Origin of the sequence: Rhizobium sp. BK181, assembly GCF_014193305.1 — a bacterium.
Classification (GTDB): domain Bacteria; phylum Pseudomonadota; class Alphaproteobacteria; order Rhizobiales; family Rhizobiaceae; genus Rhizobium.
In genome coordinates, this window is the sequence record NZ_JACHZA010000001.1 from 1,121,961 (window position 1) to 1,140,179 (window position 18,219).

Annotated in this window: 18 protein-coding genes; 10 read left to right on the plus strand and 8 right to left on the minus strand. The window is 60.6% G+C overall.

From position 1 onward, the window contains the following. The first annotated feature begins 94 nt into the window (after positions 1-94). Positions 95-529: a GFA family protein gene (locus tag FHT77_RS05670; RefSeq protein WP_016552490.1), complete on the plus strand. Its 435-nt coding sequence runs from the start codon at positions 95-97 to the stop codon at positions 527-529. A gap of 5 nt (positions 530-534) precedes the next feature. Here the strand turns inward: FHT77_RS05670 and hrcA are convergent, their stop codons facing one another. Then, on the minus strand, positions 535-1,623 hold the full coding sequence (gene hrcA / locus FHT77_RS05675) for a heat-inducible transcriptional repressor HrcA (RefSeq protein WP_183753259.1): 1,089 nt from the start codon (positions 1,621-1,623) through the stop codon (positions 535-537). A gap of 175 nt (positions 1,624-1,798) precedes the next feature. On the opposite strand from hrcA, the gene rph reads away from it, so the two are divergent. The 4 genes from rph to hemW are packed head-to-tail and all read left to right on the plus strand — an operon-like array spanning position 1,799 to position 4,794. Further along, on the plus strand, positions 1,799-2,518 hold the full coding sequence (gene rph, locus FHT77_RS05680; protein ID WP_016552488.1) for a ribonuclease PH: 720 nt from the start codon (positions 1,799-1,801) through the stop codon (positions 2,516-2,518). Then, entirely contained in the window at positions 2,515-2,931 is a 417-nt protein-coding gene (locus FHT77_RS05685) for a VOC family protein (protein ID WP_183753261.1), read from the plus strand. Before rph ends, FHT77_RS05685 begins: the two co-directional genes overlap by 4 nt. Before the next feature lie 7 nt (positions 2,932-2,938). Next, a complete protein-coding gene (gene rdgB, locus FHT77_RS05690) occupies positions 2,939-3,583 on the plus strand; it encodes an RdgB/HAM1 family non-canonical purine NTP pyrophosphatase (protein WP_183753263.1) in 645 nt (214 codons plus the stop codon). An 8-nt stretch (positions 3,584-3,591) separates the two neighbouring features. Next, positions 3,592-4,794, plus strand: a complete 1,203-nt coding sequence (gene hemW / locus FHT77_RS05695; RefSeq protein ID WP_183753265.1) for a radical SAM family heme chaperone HemW — start codon at positions 3,592-3,594, stop codon at positions 4,792-4,794. Here hemW and aac(6') read toward each other — a convergent pair. Continuing rightward, positions 4,791-5,261 carry an aminoglycoside 6'-N-acetyltransferase gene (gene aac(6') / locus FHT77_RS05700; RefSeq protein WP_183753267.1) on the minus strand — a complete coding sequence of 157 codons (471 nt, stop codon included), beginning with the start codon at positions 5,259-5,261 and terminating at the stop codon, positions 4,791-4,793. The genes hemW and aac(6') overlap by 4 nt on opposite strands. Before the next feature lie 67 nt (positions 5,262-5,328). Then, positions 5,329-6,246 carry a DMT family transporter gene (locus tag FHT77_RS05705; RefSeq protein ID WP_183753269.1) on the minus strand — a complete coding sequence of 306 codons (918 nt, stop codon included), beginning with the start codon at positions 6,244-6,246 and terminating at the stop codon, positions 5,329-5,331. A 215-nt stretch (positions 6,247-6,461) separates the two neighbouring features. On the opposite strand from FHT77_RS05705, the gene gcvA reads away from it, so the two are divergent. The 4 genes from gcvA to FHT77_RS05725 all read left to right on the plus strand — a co-directional run bounded on the left by gcvA (position 6,462) and on the right by FHT77_RS05725 (position 11,540). Then, complete coding sequence (gcvA, locus tag FHT77_RS05710; RefSeq protein WP_183753271.1) at positions 6,462-7,346, plus strand: transcriptional regulator GcvA; 885 nt, start codon at positions 6,462-6,464, stop codon at positions 7,344-7,346. 135 nt (positions 7,347-7,481) lie between these two features. Continuing rightward, positions 7,482-9,662 carry a TonB-dependent siderophore receptor gene (locus FHT77_RS05715; protein ID WP_183753273.1) on the plus strand — a complete coding sequence of 727 codons (2,181 nt, stop codon included), beginning with the start codon at positions 7,482-7,484 and terminating at the stop codon, positions 9,660-9,662. Positions 9,663-9,666: 4 nt separating this feature from the next. Further along, positions 9,667-10,416 (plus strand): siderophore-iron reductase FhuF, encoded by a 750-nt coding sequence (fhuF, locus tag FHT77_RS05720; RefSeq protein WP_183753275.1) that lies wholly within the window; start codon positions 9,667-9,669, stop codon positions 10,414-10,416. Then, complete coding sequence (locus FHT77_RS05725) at positions 10,413-11,540, plus strand: ABC transporter substrate-binding protein (RefSeq protein ID WP_183753277.1); 1,128 nt, start codon at positions 10,413-10,415, stop codon at positions 11,538-11,540. Before fhuF ends, FHT77_RS05725 begins: the two co-directional genes overlap by 4 nt. On the opposite strand, the gene FHT77_RS05730 is transcribed toward FHT77_RS05725, so the two are convergent. From FHT77_RS05730 to mutM, 5 genes are all read right to left on the minus strand, one after another. Beyond that, positions 11,537-12,616, minus strand: a complete 1,080-nt coding sequence (locus FHT77_RS05730; RefSeq protein WP_183753279.1) for a saccharopine dehydrogenase C-terminal domain-containing protein — start codon at positions 12,614-12,616, stop codon at positions 11,537-11,539. The two genes, FHT77_RS05725 and FHT77_RS05730, sit on opposite strands and share 4 nt — an antisense overlap. 125 nt (positions 12,617-12,741) lie before the next feature. Further along, positions 12,742-14,289, minus strand: a complete 1,548-nt coding sequence (gene dnaA, locus FHT77_RS05735) for a chromosomal replication initiator protein DnaA (RefSeq protein ID WP_183753895.1) — start codon at positions 14,287-14,289, stop codon at positions 12,742-12,744. A gap of 835 nt (positions 14,290-15,124) precedes the next feature. Further along, entirely contained in the window at positions 15,125-15,403 is a 279-nt protein-coding gene (rpsT, locus tag FHT77_RS05740) for a 30S ribosomal protein S20 (protein ID WP_183753280.1), read from the minus strand. A 185-nt stretch (positions 15,404-15,588) separates the two neighbouring features. Then, positions 15,589-16,362 (minus strand): enoyl-CoA hydratase, encoded by a 774-nt coding sequence (locus tag FHT77_RS05745; RefSeq protein ID WP_183753282.1) that lies wholly within the window; start codon positions 16,360-16,362, stop codon positions 15,589-15,591. Positions 16,363-16,376: 14 nt separating this feature from the next. Then, entirely contained in the window at positions 16,377-17,267 is an 891-nt protein-coding gene (gene mutM / locus FHT77_RS05750) for a bifunctional DNA-formamidopyrimidine glycosylase/DNA-(apurinic or apyrimidinic site) lyase (protein ID WP_183753284.1), read from the minus strand. A gap of 151 nt (positions 17,268-17,418) precedes the next feature. Between mutM and ubiE the strand changes: the two genes are divergently transcribed. Beyond that, positions 17,419-18,195, plus strand: a complete 777-nt coding sequence (gene ubiE, locus FHT77_RS05755; RefSeq protein WP_183753286.1) for a bifunctional demethylmenaquinone methyltransferase/2-methoxy-6-polyprenyl-1,4-benzoquinol methylase UbiE — start codon at positions 17,419-17,421, stop codon at positions 18,193-18,195. The last annotated feature ends 24 nt before the right edge of the window (positions 18,196-18,219 follow it).

Consider the following 18,219-nt stretch of genomic DNA (forward strand, 5'->3'; position numbering starts at 1 on the left):
GCCAGCTTGACTTGCTCGCGCTAAAGTTCTTTTATTTTAGTGCCGCCTAAACCTTCAGTGCTTCGGCCTCATCCTGGGTCAGGGAGCTGCTACCATGAACGATCAGAAAAGCTATACCGGGCGCTGCTTCTGCGGCACGGTCGAGATTGTTGCGACCGGCGAACCGGTGGCAATGGGATACTGCCACTGCGCCTCCTGCCGGCATTGGTCGGCCGGGCCGGTCAACGCTTTCACGCTCTGGCAGCCCCAGGCGGTCCACGTCACCAAGGGTGGAGAGCACGTCGAGGGCTACCAGAGGTCCGATACCAGCGTTCGGAAATTCTGCGACCGCTGCGGTGGTCATCTCTACACGGAGCACCCGACCTGGGGCGTCACCGACGTTTACGCAGCCCTTCTGCCCGATCTCGATTATGCCCCGGCGTTGCACGTGAACTATCAGGAAAGCGTGTTGCGCATCCGTGATGGCCTGCCAAAATACAAAGATATGCCGGCGGAGATGGGCGGATCGGGCGACACTCTGCCGGAGTAGCCCTTCTACTTCGTGCTGCGCGACAATCGCGTCATCAGCTGAGCGGTGTAATCGACCATCGGAACGATGCGCGAGTAGTTGAGACGCGTCGGCCCTATGACGCCGACGGCGCCGACAATGCGGTCATCGTCGTCCCTGTAGGGCGCGACGATCAACGACGAGCCCGAGAGCGAGAACAGCTTGTTCTCCGAGCCGATGAAAATCCGCACCCCGGGGCCGCTTTCGGCCAGGTTCAGAAGCTCGAGCAAGCTGTCTTTCTTCTCCAGATCGTCGAACAGCATGCGCAGACGGTCAAGATCGTCGGCACCGGCGAGACCGGCCAGCAGATTGGCACGGCCGCGAATGATGAGCTGCGCGGGCTTGCCTTCGTCGGCGCTACCGGACCAGACGGCGATGCCGCGCTCGACGAGATCCTGCGACAGCGTGTCTAGCTCGCGGCGCACATCATCCTTCAGTCGGCTCAACTGATTGCGCAGTTCCGGCAGCGTCTGCCCGGTCATGTGCGCATTGAGAAAGTTTGCGGCCTCGGTCAATTGCGATGACGTGACGCCCGCCGGAAGCTCGATGATCCGGTTTTCCACTTGGTCGTGATCGCCGACGAGCACCGCGAGCGCCTTGGTCGGCTCAAGCCTGATGAATTCGACATGCTTGAGAACCGGATCGCTCTTCGAGGTGATGACCAGTCCGGCGCCGCGCGAAATGCCCGAGAGCATGCGGCTCGCCTCGTTCATCATCAACTCCATCGGATTGTCGCGACTTTCAGCGCGCACCTGCCGATCGATATTGGCGCGATCCTCGGCTGAGAGATCGCCTACCTGCATGAAGGCGTCGACGAAGAAGCGCAGGCCGATCTGCGTCGGCAGACGGCCGGCGCTGACATGCGGCGAATAGATGAGGCCAAGTTCTTCCAGATCGCTCATCACATTGCGCACAGATGCCGGCGACAGCGACATCGGCAGGATGCGCGACAGGTTGCGGGAGCCGAGCGGTTCACCCGTTTCCAGATAGCCCTCTACAATCCGGCGAAAGATTTCCTTAGAGCGTTCATCCAGCGCAGCCACTGCATCTGAAACCGACGTCGATCTGAACTCCATGAAGCCTTGCGTACCCGTGCTGACGATGATCCGACAAAATATAGCCAATCTCCCCGCAGCGGCAAAAGGGAAATTGCAAATGGGCGCTGCCAATCGTAGAAGCTCTCAACACCACAGCACGCATGATCTATCCGAAGGCTGCTCACGTCTTCGGCATGACGATTAGGAGAATAGTATGCGGCCCTCAGGCAGAAAAACCGACCAGATGCGCAAGGTCTCTTTCGAGCGCAATTTCTCCAAGCATGCAGAAGGCTCCTGTCTGGTGAAGTTCGGCGATACGCATGTGCTGTGCACGGCTAGCGTCGAGGAAAAGCCGCCGGCGTGGCTGCGCAACACCGGCAAGGGCTGGGTCACGGCTGAATACGGCATGCTGCCGCGCGCAACCGGCGACCGCATGAAGCGCGAGGCTGCGGCCGGCAAGCAGGGTGGCCGCACACAGGAAATCCAGCGCCTGATCGGCCGGTCGCTGCGCGCCGTCGTCGATCTCAAGGAACTCGGCGAACGCCAGATCACGCTCGACTGCGATGTCATCCAGGCGGACGGCGGCACGCGCACGGCATCGATCACCGGTGCCTGGATTGCGCTCCACGACTGCCTGAAGTGGATGGAGAGCCGCAACATGCTCAAGGTCGAGCGGGTGCTGAAGGACCATGTCGCGGCCATCTCGTGCGGAATCTTCGCCAACCAGTCGGTGCTCGATCTCGACTACCTCGAAGACTCCTCGGCCGAGACCGACGCGAACTTCGTGATGACCGGCACCGGCGGTATCGTCGAAATCCAGGGCACTGCAGAAGGTACGCCCTTCACCGACGAGGAGTTCGCTTCGCTGATGACGCTCGCCAAGGCAGGTATCGCCGAACTCGTCGCAATGCAGAAGCAGGCGATCGCCGGATGAACGACATGCTGGAAGGCATGCTGGAAACGGCGCTCTATGCTGATGATCTCGACAAGGCAGAAGCCTTCTATGAAGGCATCCTCGGCCTTTCGAAGATCTCGCGCGGCGGCAACCGGCATGTCTTCTTTCGTTGCGGTGCCAGCGTTCTGCTGATCTTCAACCCTGACGAAACGATCAAGCCACCCTCGCCCGGCTCCCTGCAGGTGCCGCCGCACGGCACGACAGGCGCGGGACACGCTTGCTTCCGTGTCTCCGGGGAAAATCTCGATGCAATTGCGGCCCGGCTGAAGTCCAACGGCGTTGCCATCGAATCCGAAGTCACCTGGCCGCAAGGCGGCCGCTCGATCTATTTCCGCGATCCGGCGGGCAACAGCCTCGAATGCGCTGAAGCCCGCATCTGGGGCATCGAATAGGACCATCATGCGCAAGCTCGAAACCAAGACCATCGTCGTTGCCAGCCACAATGCCGGTAAGATCCGGGAAATTCAGGACCTGATCGGCCCCTTCGGCTTCACCGCGAAGTCGGCGGCCGAATTGAACTTCGTCGAGCCCGACGAAACGGGTACCACCTTCGAGGAAAACGCAAAGATCAAGGCGCTCGCCTCTGCCGAAGCCTCCGGACTGCCGGCGTTGTCTGACGATTCCGGCCTCGTTATCGATGCGCTCGGCGGCGACCCGGGCGTCTACACCGCCAACTGGGCAGAAAAGCCGGACGGCACCCGCGACTTCGCGATGGCGATGGAAAAGGTCGAGGCGGCGCTGGACAAGGCCGGCGCTTCCAAACTTGAACAACGCGCCGCCCGCTTCGTTAGCGTGCTCTGCCTGGCCTGGCCGGATGGCCATACCGAGCTGTTTCGTGGGGAAGTCGAAGGCGCTGTCGTCTGGCCGCCGCGCGGCAGCCAGGGCTTCGGCTACGATCCGGTCTTTCAACCCGAGGGTTATGACACTACCTTTGGCGAGATGAGCGCGGAAGAAAAGCACGGCTGGAAGCCGGGCGACGCAGAAGCCCTGTCACACCGCGCCCGCGCCTTCAAGATTTTCGTCGAAACCTGCCTGGAAGCCTAAGGGCAAACGTGGACACTTTGGAACAGCCTAACCTGACGCGCTATGCCGCTCTTTTGGCCGATACCGGTGAACCCGGCTTCGGCGTCTACGTGCATTGGCCGTTCTGCGCCGCCAAGTGCCCCTACTGCGATTTCAACAGCCATGTCCGTCACCAGCCGGTGGATCAGGAGCGCTTCACGGCCGCCTTCCTGAAGGAGATGGCGACGGTGCGCCAACTGAGCGGACCGAAGACAGTCACGAGCGTCTTCCTCGGTGGCGGCACGCCCTCGTTGATGAATCCCTCGACGGTTGCTGCCATTCTCGACGGCATCGGCAAGCACTGGCATATGCCAGATGGTATCGAGATCACCATGGAGGCAAACCCCTCCAGCGTCGAAGCGGAGCGTTTCCGCGGCTATCGCGCCGCCGGCGTCAACCGCGTCTCGCTCGGCGTCCAGGCGCTGAATGATCGTGACCTGAAGTTCCTCGGACGACTGCACGACGTTGCCGATGCGCTGAAGGCGATCAAGCTCGCGCGCGACATCTTCCCGCGCATGTCCTTCGATCTGATCTATGCCCGCCCGAACCAGACGGTCGACGAGTGGGAGCGCGAGTTGAAGGAGGCGATCTCCTACGCGGTCGACCATCTCTCGCTCTATCAGCTGACGATCGAAGAGGGCACGCCCTTTTTCGGCCTTCACAAGGCCGGCAAGCTTGTCGTTCCGGATGGCGAACAATCGGCGCTGCTCTACGAGGCGACCCAGGAGATCACGGCCCGCGAAGGGCTGCCTGCCTACGAGGTCTCCAACCACGCCCGCCCAGGTGCCGAGAGCCGTCATAACCTCACCTATTGGCGCTATGGCGACTATGCCGGCATCGGCCCCGGCGCCCACGGACGACTGACACGCGGCTCCATGAAGATCGCAACCGCGACCGAACGCAAGCCTGAAAGCTGGCTCGATCTTGTCGAGCGCGACGCCCACGGCATGCTCGATCAGGAACAGCTCGGCTACGAGGAGCAGGCGGACGAACTGCTGCTGATGGGACTGCGTCTGAAGGAAGGCGTCGATCTCGCCCGCTGGCAGCAGCTTTCGGGCCGCGATCTCGACCCGAAGCGGGAGGAGTTCCTGCTGGAGCACGGCTTCATCGAGCGGATCGGCAATTCCCGGCTTCGCTGCACGCCGTCGGGCATGCTGATCCTCGATTCCGTCGTCGCCGATCTGGCCTGCTAGAGCGGCTGTCTGAAATAGACGACGCGCTGAGTTTCCTCGAAGCCGAGGGCAGCGTGGAAGCGGTGGCTGTCGACATTGTCCAAAAGCGCATCCGACGCAAATTCCGTACAGCCTGACGCCTTGCCGAAGGCGCGCACGGCCTCAAGCAAAGCCCGCCCGATGCCGCCCCGCCGAAACGCCGGTTCGACATGGATGCCCTCGAGGAAGAGAACCGGCGACGATCTGCAGCCGTTAACGTAGTCACGCCGCAAGCAGGCTTCGGCGAAGCCGACCGCCTCGCCATCCGACCGAAAGGCCAGAAAACCGCGGAAATCGGCAGCGTCATCATCGAGCAGCCGCCGCAGGTCCCGGGAATGTTCCTCCATCGACTGGTCCGACCATAAGGCGGCGCGAAGCTTCGCCCACGCGTCGATATTATCGCTCGACGCCCGCTCGATCCTGATCGTATTGCCTGCCTGCTGCTTCATCTCGACGCCCGAAAATTGCGGTCTTCGGGATAGTAGCCATACCCTGCGGGTTTGCAATCTTCACCCGTCACGCCACCCGCCCGCGCCAACGGGAGAACAACCGCCCATCGATCGCCGCAAGGCCGATCGCGATCATCGCCATGCCGATCAGATGCTTGGACTGCAGCTGTTCGCCGAGGATGGCCGCGCCGAGCAGGATGGCGCTGACCGGGATCAGGAAGGTCACCAGCATCAGATTCGTTGCCCCTGCCGTCGCAAGGATGCGGAAGAACAGCACGTAGGCGATCGCGGTCGATAGCAGGGCCAGACCCAGCAGCGCCAGCCAAGTCTCGACTGACGGGGCGGCCAGTGTCCAAGGCTGGTCGACGATGAGCGCGATCGGCAGCATCAGGACCGTGGAGGCGGTGACCTGCCCTGCGGCGGGAATGAGCGGCGCCATGCCCATTTGGCGGAAGCGGCGGCCGAAAATCCCGGCAAAGGCATAGGACAGAGCAGCAGCGAGCACCGCCAGCTGAGCCAGCACGTTCGAGCCGAGATCACGCAAAACGTCGAAGCCAATCATGTAGGCGACGCCGGCAAATCCGACGAGAACGCCAAGCAGGCGATTGCCGGTCATCTTTTCGTCCGCGGTCAGGAAATGCGCGACAACGACGCCGAAGAGCGGCGTGGTGGCGTTCAGGATGGAAGCGAGACCGCTTGCGATATGCGTCTGGCCCCAGACAATCAGGCAGAAGGGGATCATATTGTTCAGGATGCCCATGCCGAAGAACGCCGCCCAGGATTTGCCGTCACGCGGCATGGTATGGCCGGTTGCACGGACGATCATGTTCAACGCAAGCGCGGCGATCAGGACCCGGCCCGTGACGATCGTGAACGGCGGCAGGGTCTTCACCAGAATGCCGTTGAAAAGGAATGAGCCGCCCCACAAGAGGGAAAGCACCAGTAACATCCCCCATTCGGAAAAACCCATCTGTTTCTGCTGCATCATCTTCTCCCAAAGTCAGTCTGCTACGGCATATATGCCATCGCCAACGGCCACCACCCGATTGTTGCGCGATCTAAGAGCGGTTTTCTCGATTTATTCTCGCTCTTCACTAAGCCGGAAACAGCTTTTGCGATGGCTTTCCTGCTGATATTATTGCCATGCTGGGCACGAGACAAACGAGTCTTTCTCGATGCATGATATAGCTGAGCTAAACCATGAGTGATTATCTCCCCTCGCTTTCAGCGCTTCGGGCCTTCGAGGCTGCCGCCCGGCATCTCAGCATGACGCTGGCGGCAAAGGAGCTGAACGTCACACCAGGCGCCGTCAGCCTGCAGATTCGCGACCTGGAGGCATCGCTTGGCATCAAGCTCTTCGAGCGCAAGACGCGGGCGCTCGCGTTGACGGTGGAGGGTGCGGACTATTTCTCGACCCTGAGGGCGGCATTTCGTCTGGTTCGGGAAGCGACGGCGGCGATCACGGCGCGTGGACGCGGCGCCGTCCTCAATGTCACCTGCACGGCGGGATTTGCAACCTACTGGCTGGTGCCGCGCCTTGGACGCTTCGAGGCTATGCACCCTGAAATCGACGTCCGCATCAGCGCATCACACCGCGTCCTCGACTTTCAGCGTGACGGGATCGACCTCGCGATCCGCCACGGCCTCGGCGGATATGATAACCTGATCAGCGAACGGCTTGTCGATGACGAACTGGTGCCGGTCTGCACGCCAAAGCTCGCCACAGAACTGGGGCCCAATCCGTCCGCGGGCGCCCTCTCTGGTTTCCAGCTGATCCATGATGTCTATCGCCATGACTGGCAGCTCTGGCTGGAAGCAGCCGGCGCGACCGGAGTCGACCCCTCGCGCGGGCCGGTCTTCATGCATGGCAACGGAGCCTATGACGCGATGAAGGCCGGGCTGGGCTTTGCCTTGATGCGGCGCTCGTTTCTGGAACGGGACCTGAAAGAAGGCGCAGTGGTCACGCCCTTCCCGATTGGCATTGCGAGCCGGCTTGCCTTTCATCTCGTCTATCCGGGCCTTGCGCTGGAGCGACCGGCTGCAGCCGCCTTCCGTCGGTGGCTGTTGTCGGAGGCACAAGCCTGATTGGATGCGCTCACTTTATCACGCTGATTAAAAAGTGGAGTAATTTAATCATAAAATAGGGTTTTCTTCGGACAATTTCTTGACTATTACACTCCACATATTTTTCTCAATGCACATTCCCGGTGTGATAAGCCAATGAATAGTCTCCGATTTTCCTCTCGAATCCTTTCAACGTCGGCATTGACCGGCATGGCGCTCGTTCATCTTCTCACGCCAGTCGCAGCACAGGACGCGACGGGAAAGCAGCAAGACGGTGCGACGGTTTTGGAAGACATCATTGTCAATGGCGGCAGCGGCGGCGTGATCCAGGCAGACGGATATGTCGGCAAGAGCAGCGCCACGGGCACGAAGACCGACACACCCTTTATCGAGATGCCACAATCGATTTCGTCGGTGACCGAACAGCAGTTGAAGGATCGCAACCCGCAGACGTTGCTCGATACCGTTGCCTATACACCCGGCACACGCGTCGGCGCCTATGGCTTCGATCCGCGTTTCGATTCGTTCTCGGTACGCGGTTTCGACGTGACCTATACCGGGATTTTCCGCGACAACCTCCGTCAGCCAGGCGCAGGCTCATCGCTCTTCAAGACCGAGCCCTACGGGCTTGAAGGAGTTTCCATCCTTCGTGGCCCCTCCTCCGCGCTTTATGGGGCAACAGGTGCCGGTGGTCTTTTCAACCTCATCACCAAACGGCCGACGGAAGAGCCCTTTCATGAAGTTCAGCTGCAGTACGGCACTGAACAGCGTTATCAAACCCAGTTCGACGTTTCAGGCCCCGTCAACAATACGGATCCCTTCTACTATCGTCTGACTGGCCTCTACCGCGATGCCAATACCGAGCAGATCAGCGTTCCCGACGACCGCATCTATATCGCGCCAGCCTTCATGTGGAAGCCGGACGAAGACACGAGGCTCACCATTCTCGGCGAATACTCCCGAACGAAGACCGGCGGCACCGCGGCCTATTACAACGACCCTGCCGGCAACGTAACGGACTTTTCCGCAGGCAATCCGGCCTTCAACGATTCAGTCCAAAACCAGGCCCGCATCGGCTATGAATTCGAGCATCGGCTGAACGATGTCTTCGTCTTCCGCCAAAACGCCCGTGCATCGACGCTCAATATCGACGCCGACTGGGCCTTCGCCTACGCCCCCAATAAGATCGATCCAAGGCTCCTCGATCGCAGCGCCGGAACGTTCGACGAGCGGCTGACGGCCGTCGTTATCGACAACCAGCTAGAAGCGCGGTTCGAGACCGGCGCCGTCGACCATACGCTGCTTGCGGGTCTGGACCTGACCAAGCTGCGCTGGCGCTCGCTCGATGGCCGCGGCGTGTCGCCGCCGCTCGACACCAACAATCCGACGGCAGGGGCTTTCGTTGCGCCGATCGATTTCGACACGCGTACCGTCCAGGACCAATGGCAAGTCGGCACCTACTTGCAGGACCAGATCCGCTATGACGCATGGATACTGACCCTCGGAGGTCGCTACGATTGGGTTTCGACGGACACCGAAAATACCGACCTCAGCACGAACGCCTTGACGACCATTTCGCAGAGGGACAAGGCATTCTCCGGCCGCATCGGTCTAGGCTACGAGACAGATTTCGGCGTCGTACCTTATGCCAGCTACTCCACCGCCTTCTCACCCAATGCGGGCATCAACCAGGAGACAGACCAGCCCTTTAAACCCACGGAAAGCGAGCAGGAAGAGATAGGGGTCAAGTACCTCCTTCCGAACAGCAATACGCTGCTCACGGCGGCGCTGTTCAATATCGACCAGAAGAATAGCCTTTACTACGAGGTCGTGAACCTGCCGACCGGACCGGCGAACATTCAGGTGCAGCGCGGCAAGATTCGCTCTCGTGGATTGGAGCTCGAAGCGAACACGAGCCTCGATAATGGCCTGTCGCTGGTTGCGTCTTATACCTACACCGATACCGAGATCCTGGAAGGAACGACCGGCACTGTAGGCAATTCCGTCTCATCGGTTCCGAGGCACATGGCTGGGCTCTGGGCGAACTATACATTCCAGGAGAGTAGCCCGATCTACGGTCTCGGTATCGGTTTCGGAACGCGGTATCTCGGCAAGAGCTATACGAGCGACACCAACACCGCCCAGAACGGGTCGCGCGTCCTCTTCGACGCCGCTGTCAGCTACGATTTTGCGGCGCTCGATAAGAAATACGAGGGCCTGAGCCTGCAGGTGAATGCCACCAACCTCTTCGACCGCCGCGAGCCCATCTGCTCGGCTGGCTTCTGCTATCGCGATCAGGGTCGCACCGTGATCGGCAGCCTGCGTTATACGTGGTGAGCTGATGGTGAGTGCTGGGCACCATATCGCTGCTCCGGGCTGCACTGCCTCGGTCCTCTCGCCGGCTTTTGCCGGCGAGCATGCATGGTGCAGCGAGAAAATGGCTCTTTCCGCCGATCTGCCCGACGGCGTGCCGCTGCCGTCGTTCTTCGGAAATGGCGGGTTCGAGCAGGCGATCGGTCGCTATGCCACGGCCTGTGGCGACTGTGACCGGCGTGCGGTCGTGTCGATGTGGTCGCTGTATTACTTCTCCGCTCTCTCCATTCCCTATGTGCTGGCTCGCCGTCTCGCCGCACAGGAGCTGCCGGTCGCTTTCGACGAGATGACGATTGCTTTGCAGGATAATGGCCTGCCGAGGGCGTTCGGCGTTCCCCACCGGGGCCGGAATGCCCGGAACGGCGAGGAGGACGGCTTTGAGGCGATTGCCCCGTTGATGGAGGAACACCTTCCGGAAGCAATCAGGAGGCTCACCGCCTGCGGTGTTTCGGCCAAGCTGTGCTGGAACAATGCCGCGGTGTATCTCGACTACGTGCTGCGGTTGACCCTGCCGCCGGAAGGCCCGGATCTCACCGTCTTTGTGCGCGGCTGTCTGCCCGATGGCGGCGTCAACCCACTTTGCGGCAGCCTGCGATATGTCGAGGAAGACGGAGAGCGCGTCGCTCGCCGGAAGATATGCTGCCTGCGCTACATGCTGCCTGGCGTCCAGAGCTGCGGCAAGCTTTGCGCCCTTCCCAGTCAAAGGAATATGCAATGACCTGCCTCACCATCACAAGGCGTGGCTTTCTCGCCGCGGCGTCTGCGGCGCTCTGTGCGCCGGCTCTGCTGAAGGCTGAGACGCGATGGCCGCTGACCGTGACCGATGCCGTCGGGCGGACCGTAACGATACCCAAAAAGCCGAAGTCGATCATCCTCGGCACGGGTTTCAATCTTGTCGCGCTGTCGCTGATCCATCCGGATCCGGTCAGCCTGCTGGCCGGCTGGGCGACGGACATGAAAACGGACAATCCGTTCATCTACGATGCCTTCCGCGGCAAGTTTCCAGCCCTTAACGAAGTCCCGCTTGTCAGCAACGGCCTGGCGGATGGTATGAACTTCGAAGCTGCCCTCTCGTTGGAGGCCGACCTGGCGGTCATGGGCATGTGGCAGGCAGAGGGCGAGCAAGGAAAGCGTGCCATCGACTATCTCCAATTGACCGGCGTGCCTGTCATCGTCGTCGATTTCAATGTCGATCCACTGAAGAGTACCCCGCGGGACATCCGCCTCCTTGGTCGCATCTTGGAGTGTGATCGGCAGGCTGAAGATTATGCCCAGCTTTTCGAAAAACGGGTGCAGCGCATTAGAGCGGCAGCGACGGGGAAAGGCGAGGATGGGCCGCAGGTGCTGATGGATGCCTTCCCGAGCGCAACGCGCGGCAGTTGGGCATACGGTCGAACCAGCCTCGGCGAATTGATTGCGCTTGCCGGCGGACGCAACATCGCGGACAAGAACCTGCCGCCACAGGGCGGTCCGGTTACGGCGGAATATATCATCGCGGCGGAGCCGGACGTCTATATCGCCACCGGCTCGCCCGGCGGGACTTACACCGCCTTCTCGATCGGCCCTGGCGTCGATCCTGCGGAAGCGCGTCGGTCGCTCGAGGAGACCGTGAAGGCCCCCACGCTTGCGCCGCTGAAGGCGGTGCGCGAAGGGAACGTGCATGGCATGTGGAACTTCTTCAACGCCGTGCCGCTGAACGTGCTGGCGGCGGAAGCGGTAGCATCCTGGATCAGGCCCGACCTGTTCGGCGATCTCGATCCGACGGGCAGCCTCGCCGAGATCAACGAGCGTTTTGCGGCTGTGCCCTTCGAGGGCGCATATTGGACGAGCCTGACAGGCTAACGGGCGGGCGCGCCAGTCTTGAAAAGGCTGCCGGTTGGCGTGTTCAGGAACATCTCCAGCGGAATGTACTCCTGATGCAGGAAGCCGGTGGACGGCAGCAGATCGTCGCGCACCATCTCGATGACAGCAACCACCGAGGCCGATGTCGTCCACGCGATCGCGGTGCGGCGGCCCCCCGCGATCTCGATCGGATAATAGGCGCGGACAAATTCCTTCCGGCGCAGGGTGCCGTTTACCGTACCCTCCGCCGCCACATGGACATAGACAACATCGTCATCGACCGGAGGCTTGGCATTGGTCAGTATCTCGCCGGCAAGCTTGCGCCTGTCGCGCATCAGCAGTTCGTGGAAGAAGAAGTTCATCAGATCCATGTGCCCCGGATAGCGCATCGTCTTGTAGTCGAGGTTCTCGACCTTGCCGAGGAGCGTGTCGCACATGGTTCCGAGACCGCCTGACGTGGTGAACGCCTCAAGCTTGACGCCTTCGACATAAATCGTCTCATGCCATTCCATCGGCGAGACCAGTTTGCGAACGCCGCCCTCGATCACCTCGCAGTCGTTCAGATACTCGTTGACCACGCCCTCCGGCGACCAGTTGAAGGCGTAACCAAGGAGACCGGTCGGGTTCTGCGGCAGCGCGCCTACCCGCATGCGAATGGAACGGCATTTGTCGAATCCGTCCGCAAGGCTGGATCCGACAAGGCCGACGAAGCCGGGGGCAAGGCCACATTGCGGCGCCATCAGCCCACGCGCTGTCTTCGACAATTCGATAATGAAATTGGTGGTCGGCACATCCTCGGTCAGGTCGAAGTAGTGGATCCCCGCAAGGTGGGCGGCACGTGCCAGGCCGATATTGAGGTGATAAGGCAGGCAGGAAAGCACGGCCTCGACGCCTGATAGCAGCTCACCGATCACGACCGGATCGGAAATGTCTCCATTCCAACACTTGAACGGTACTTCCTCGCTTGGCGCCTGAAGGTCGACGCCGAGAACGTCGAAGCCTCCTTCGTGGAGGAGCGTGGCTGCCAGCCGCCCGACCTTGCCCAGCCCAAGTACGGCAATCCTGTCAAATCCCATCGATCCCTCCCACGAGCGCATGGCGACACGTTCCCAGCATCAAGCGTACAGAAGATTGCAGGCAAAGGAAAACGGCCGGAGCATAGCCCGGCCGTTAGAAGTTGCTCAGAGAGGTTGCCTACTTATTATTCGTTGATCAGGCGCTTCAGCAGTTCGATCTCGTGCGAGAGCTTCGTGTCCCCGGCAATAAGCTCCTCGATCTTGCGCACGGCGTGCAGCACGGTCGTGTGGTCACGACCGCCAAAGCGACGACCGATTTCCGGGAAGGAGCGCGGCGTCAGCGTCTTCGACAGATACATGGCGATCTGGCGCGGCTTAACGATGACGCGGGTGCGGCGGTTCGAAACCAGTTCCTGGCGCGACACGTTGTAGTGCCGTGCGACGATGCGCTGGATGTCCTCGATGCGGACTCGGCGCGGCTCGCCCGAGCCGACGAGATGCGCAAGAAGCTCATCTACGCGCTCGACCGTCAGGTTCGGCTCGAAGGAGCGGCGGAAAAGCAGCTGGTTGAACGCGCCTTCCAGCTCGCGGCCGCTTGCCGTGATGTTACGCGCAACGTGGTTCAGCAACTCGGCCGAGATTTCCAGCGACGGATCCTCGAGGCGAGCAGCAGTGAGGCGACGCTTCAGGATTTCGAGACGCATCTCGTAATCCGGGGCGTCGAGCTCGATGGCCACACCGCCCTGCAAACGCGAGCGGACGCGTGGATCGAGCGATTCCAGCTCCCAGGGAGCGCGGTCTGCAGCGACCACGACCTGCTTGGCGCTGTCGAGCAGCATGTTCAGCAGGTGGCAGAACTCATGCTGGATCATCTTGCCCTGCAGGAACTGCATGTCGTCGATGATCAGAAGGTCGATGTTGCGCAGCGAGTCCTTGAGCGTCAAAGCATCATTGTCGCGGATCGCGGTTGCGAAACGCCACATGAAATACTCCGCCGTCAGGTAGACGACGCGCAGCGCACGCGGGTTTTGAACCGCGGCATTGGCGATCGCCTGCAGAAGATGCGACTTGCCGAGTCCAACGCTGGAATGGACGAAAAGCGGGTTGAAGCGAACAGCGCCCTGTCCGGCTTCCGCAATCGTCTTGGCAGCAGCAAGCGCTACACGGTTCGAACTGCCTTCAACGAAGGTGTCGAAGGTGAAACGGGAGTCCAGCGGCGAGCCAAAGAGCGGCTGGCCGGAGCTGGCCGGACGGGCCGCAGCCGCGGATGAGACCGTGTGCTGAACAATCTGCCCGGCATGCTGCGCCACGGAGCGGCGCGTCTGTGCGGCAGCAACAGGCTCTGGAGAAACCGGCTCTTCAGCCGGTTTGCCAACGCTACGCGTTGCGGTGCGCACCAGAATTTCGACTTTCAGGATTTCGGAGTCTTCGGCCTGGAACAGGCTGGTGATCAGTTCAAGATACCGATTGTTGATCCAGGACTTCAGGAAAGTTGTCGGCACCGTGAGGCGCACGACGCTCTTTGAAACCGAATGCAATTTCAGCCGCGCAAACCAGCTTGCATAGACATCCGGACCGACTTGCGCCTTCAGACGGGCGCTGACACGATCGAAAAGTACACCATGCTTCATTTCTCCCTTTTCCCCTGCCGTTTCGGCGCAAATAGAGCCAAACGCCTGCGGTTCATTGTCCCCACTCTCCAGGACATCCGCCGTCATTGTATTCATCTGCATCATGCCGCCTTCCATTCGTCGGCCGACTTTGTTCGTCGCCCGATTATTTCCCCGCTATGACCAGAAAGTGGCACCCTCATGAGCCACTCGCCTGCCGGTTCACTCGAATACTGCCCCACTCACAAGACTTCCCGAGAAAGCGCGAGCCCGCTTCATGCGGCCCGACTGCCCCCTGTCGGACTGGATGCCGCTCCTCGTAAGCCAGCATCCGGTCGTCCTGTCACGACTTCTCTTCCCCATTCCGGCTTCACGCCACGCGTGCAACCAACACACAAAACATCACCATTCCGCGACAGCCACGTCGCGGTCAAAAATGCTCAAGTGCGTGAAAAACCGGAGACTTTGACTCTCCGTAACAAGTGGCACAGGATCATCGTCCTGCCGACGTGGCAGTTTCAGACCGAGCCTTCGCAGGTGATGTCTGGACCCCTTGTTGGAGGGCATTTAGGCAGGATCGATTGCGGGAATCAACGATGAATTTTACGCAAAATTAAGAGCGGCCCGTTGACTCCCGCGGCACCTTTAGGGCGTCACATCCGTGTCAAAAAAGAATCGCTTTTGAATCAAGGAGATTCGCCTCGCTGACATTTTTGACACGCATAAAAAGAAAAAAATAAAAAAGCTTCTTGACTCTGCTCAGACCGCAGATTGTAGAGCCCGAGTCGCGTGCACCTGAAGTATCCTACAGCAAACACTTGTTTTTATTGTATTTTTCGTGTCACACGCTCGACATGAAATCGTCGCCGAGTTAACCATACGGAAGCCAGTCGGCGGAATCGAAAAAGCCCGACAAAGTTGCCGGGCTAATCATAATGATGCGTTTATTAACGAAGGATTATGCGGTCGCAGAAACCGACAGGGCCTTCACACGAGCTGCGAGGCGCGAAACCTTGCGGGAAGCCGTGTTGGCGTGAACAACGCCCTTGCTTGCGGCGCGAGCCAGTTCCGGCTGCGCGGCCAGGAAAGCTTCCTTTGCCTTGTCAGCATCACCAGATGCGATTGCCTCTTCGACCTTGCGAACGAAAGTACGAACGCGCGAGCGACGAGCCTTATTGACGTCGGTACGGCGGGCGATCTTGCGGGTCGCTTTTTTCGCCGAAGTTGTATTGGCCATGGATGCCTCTCTAAGAATTCGAACAAACTCCGTCATTACCGCGGGCCTTGCGGCCACTTCATACAGCAATGCGGGAGCATAATCGGAAAACCGGAGTGGCTTCCCGAACCGTGGGCGGGCATATAACCCTAAAGCCGACCCACGTCAACGCGCATTTTCGAGGAAACGCCGCCTTTCTCCAAGGCTCAGCGGTTCTTGAAGGCAGGCTTACGCTTTTCGATGAAAGCCGTCATCCCCTCTTTCTGATCTTCGGTGGAAAACAGGCTATGGAAAAGCCGGCGTTCGAAGCGCAGACCTTCATCCAATGTCGTCTCCAGCGCGCGGTTTACCGCCTCCTTCGCCATCAGCACGGACGGACGCGACAGCGATGCAATCTTGGCGGCCGCCTCCAGCGCCTCCTCCAGCAGCCGATCCGGCGCCACCACACGCGAGACGAGTCCTGCGCGCTCGGCTTCAGCAGCATCCATCATCCGGCCGGTCAGGATCAGGTCCATCGCCTTATATCTGCCGACGGCACGCGTCAGCCGCTGTGAGCCACCCATGCCGGGGATGACGCCAAGGGTGATTTCGGGCTGGCCGAACTTGGCGGTTTCCGAGGCGATAATGATGTCGCACATCATGGCGAGCTCGCAGCCGCCGCCGAGCGCAAAGCCGCTGACGGCGGCAATGACGGGCTTGCGCACCTTGGCGACATCGTCCCAGCCGCTCATCAGGTCGCGGCTGTAGACATCGACATAGCTGAGCGGCTGCATTTCCTTGATGTCGGCGCCGGCCGCGAATGCGCGCTCGGAACCGGTCAGCACCATGGCGCCGACGGCATCATCGGCCTGAAAGGCTTCGTAGGCCTGCAGGAGTTCCTTCAGCACCGTCGAGTTCAGCGCATTCAGCGCCTGCGGGCGGTTCAAGGTGATCAACCCGACTGCACCGCGGGTTTCAACGATCAGCGTTTCGTAGGCCATGGACAATCCTCCCGTTATTTCTGGCAGGTAGGGCAATAGAAGGTCGAACGCCCCGCCTGAACAATGCGTGCGACCGTACCGCCGCAGCCCGGAGTACGGCAAGGCAGACTTTCGCGATCATAGACCGAGAAGGAGTGCTGGAAGTAACCGAGCGAACCGTCCGTCTGGATATGGTCCCGCAGCGACGAGCCGCCCGCCTTGATGGCGTCGGCAATGACGTCGCGGATCGAGGTGACCAGAAGATCCATCTGCTTGGCCGGTTTCCCGGTGTTGGTCACGATCGTCGCCGCAGCACGGGTCGGGCTCAGGTGCGCGCGCCATAGCGCCTCGCAGACGTAGATATTGCCGAGCCCTGCGATATTCTTCTGATCGAGCAGCGCGCTCTTCAGCGGCTGCGCCTTGCCGATGAAACGTTCCGCCAGATAGGCGGCGCTGAGTGCGTTGCCTGTTGGTTCCGGCCCGAGACCGAAGAGGAAGGGATTGAGCTCAAGCTCGGAACGCCGCGCCATATCCATGAAGCCGAAGCGGCGCGGGTCATTATAGATGACGCGACTAATGCCTGTCGGGCCCTCGAGATGGAAGATGGCGTGGTCGTGCTTTTCATCCTTCGAACGCGGATGATGAAAGTCGCCAGGCTGATCGGACACTGGCCCGGTCTCGATGCGGAACGAGCCGGACATGCCAAGATGCGAGATGATTGTCGTGCCGTCGTCGAGGTCGATCAGCAGATATTTGGCGCGGCGACCGAGCGCGACGATCTCGCGGCCGGTTGCCCGCGTCTCCAGACCGTCCGGAAAGGGGAACCGCAGGTCCTTGCGACGCAGCTCCAGGCGGGCGATCCGCGCGCCTTCCATGGTGGGGGCAAGCCCGCGTCGGACGGTTTCGACTTCTGGCAATTCCGGCATCTTAACCCATCTATATCTAACATGTTTCAACCACGGGCGTTGTGCGCTATAGCGCCAAGGTGCCGCGGCCTTGACCGTGGCCCACAGATAGCGCCGCGCGCGTCCGTTCGCTATGGTCGCCGCGCCGATTTCAGATAGATGGAGTATTTCGATGTCAGAAAGCCGTACCTCCGCCGAAGGCGGCATGGAAACATCCTACGGCTTCCGCGAAGTGGCGGACGGTGAAAAGCAGGGCCTCGTCAACGAGGTCTTCCACAAGGTCGCCAAGCGCTACGACATCATGAACGACGTCATGTCGGTCGGCATGCATCGCGTCTGGAAGGACGCGATGATTTCGGCGCTGAACCCGCGCAAGGAGCCCGGCTACAAGGTTCTCGACGTTGCCGGCGGCACCGGCGACATCGCGTTTCGCATCATCGAGGCCTCCAACCGGCAGGCCCATGCGACGGTTCTCGACATCAACGGTTCGATGCTGGCCGTCGGCGGCGAGCGCGCCGCCAAGAAGAAGCTTTCCGACAACCTGACCTTCGTCGAGGCGAACGCCGAGGAGCTGCCGTTCGAGCCGAACAGCTTCGACGCCTATACGATCGCCTTCGGCATCCGCAACGTGCCGCGCATCGACGTAGCGCTGAGCGAAGCCTATCGCGTGCTGAAGCGTGGTGGCCGGCTGCTGGTACTCGAGTTCTCGGAAGTGGATTTGCCGCTGCTCGACCGCGTCTATGACAGCTGGTCATTCAACGCCATTCCGAAGTTCGGCAAGGCGATCACCGGCGAGGCCGAGCCCTATCAATATCTTGTCGAATCCATCCGCAAGTTTCCCAACCAGGAGAATTTCGCCGAGATGATCCGCAACGCCGGCTTCTCGCGCGTGAGCTTTACGAACTACACCGGCGGGATTGCGGCCCTCCACTCCGGCTGGAAGCTCTAAGGGATGGTTCGAGAACAATCGTTC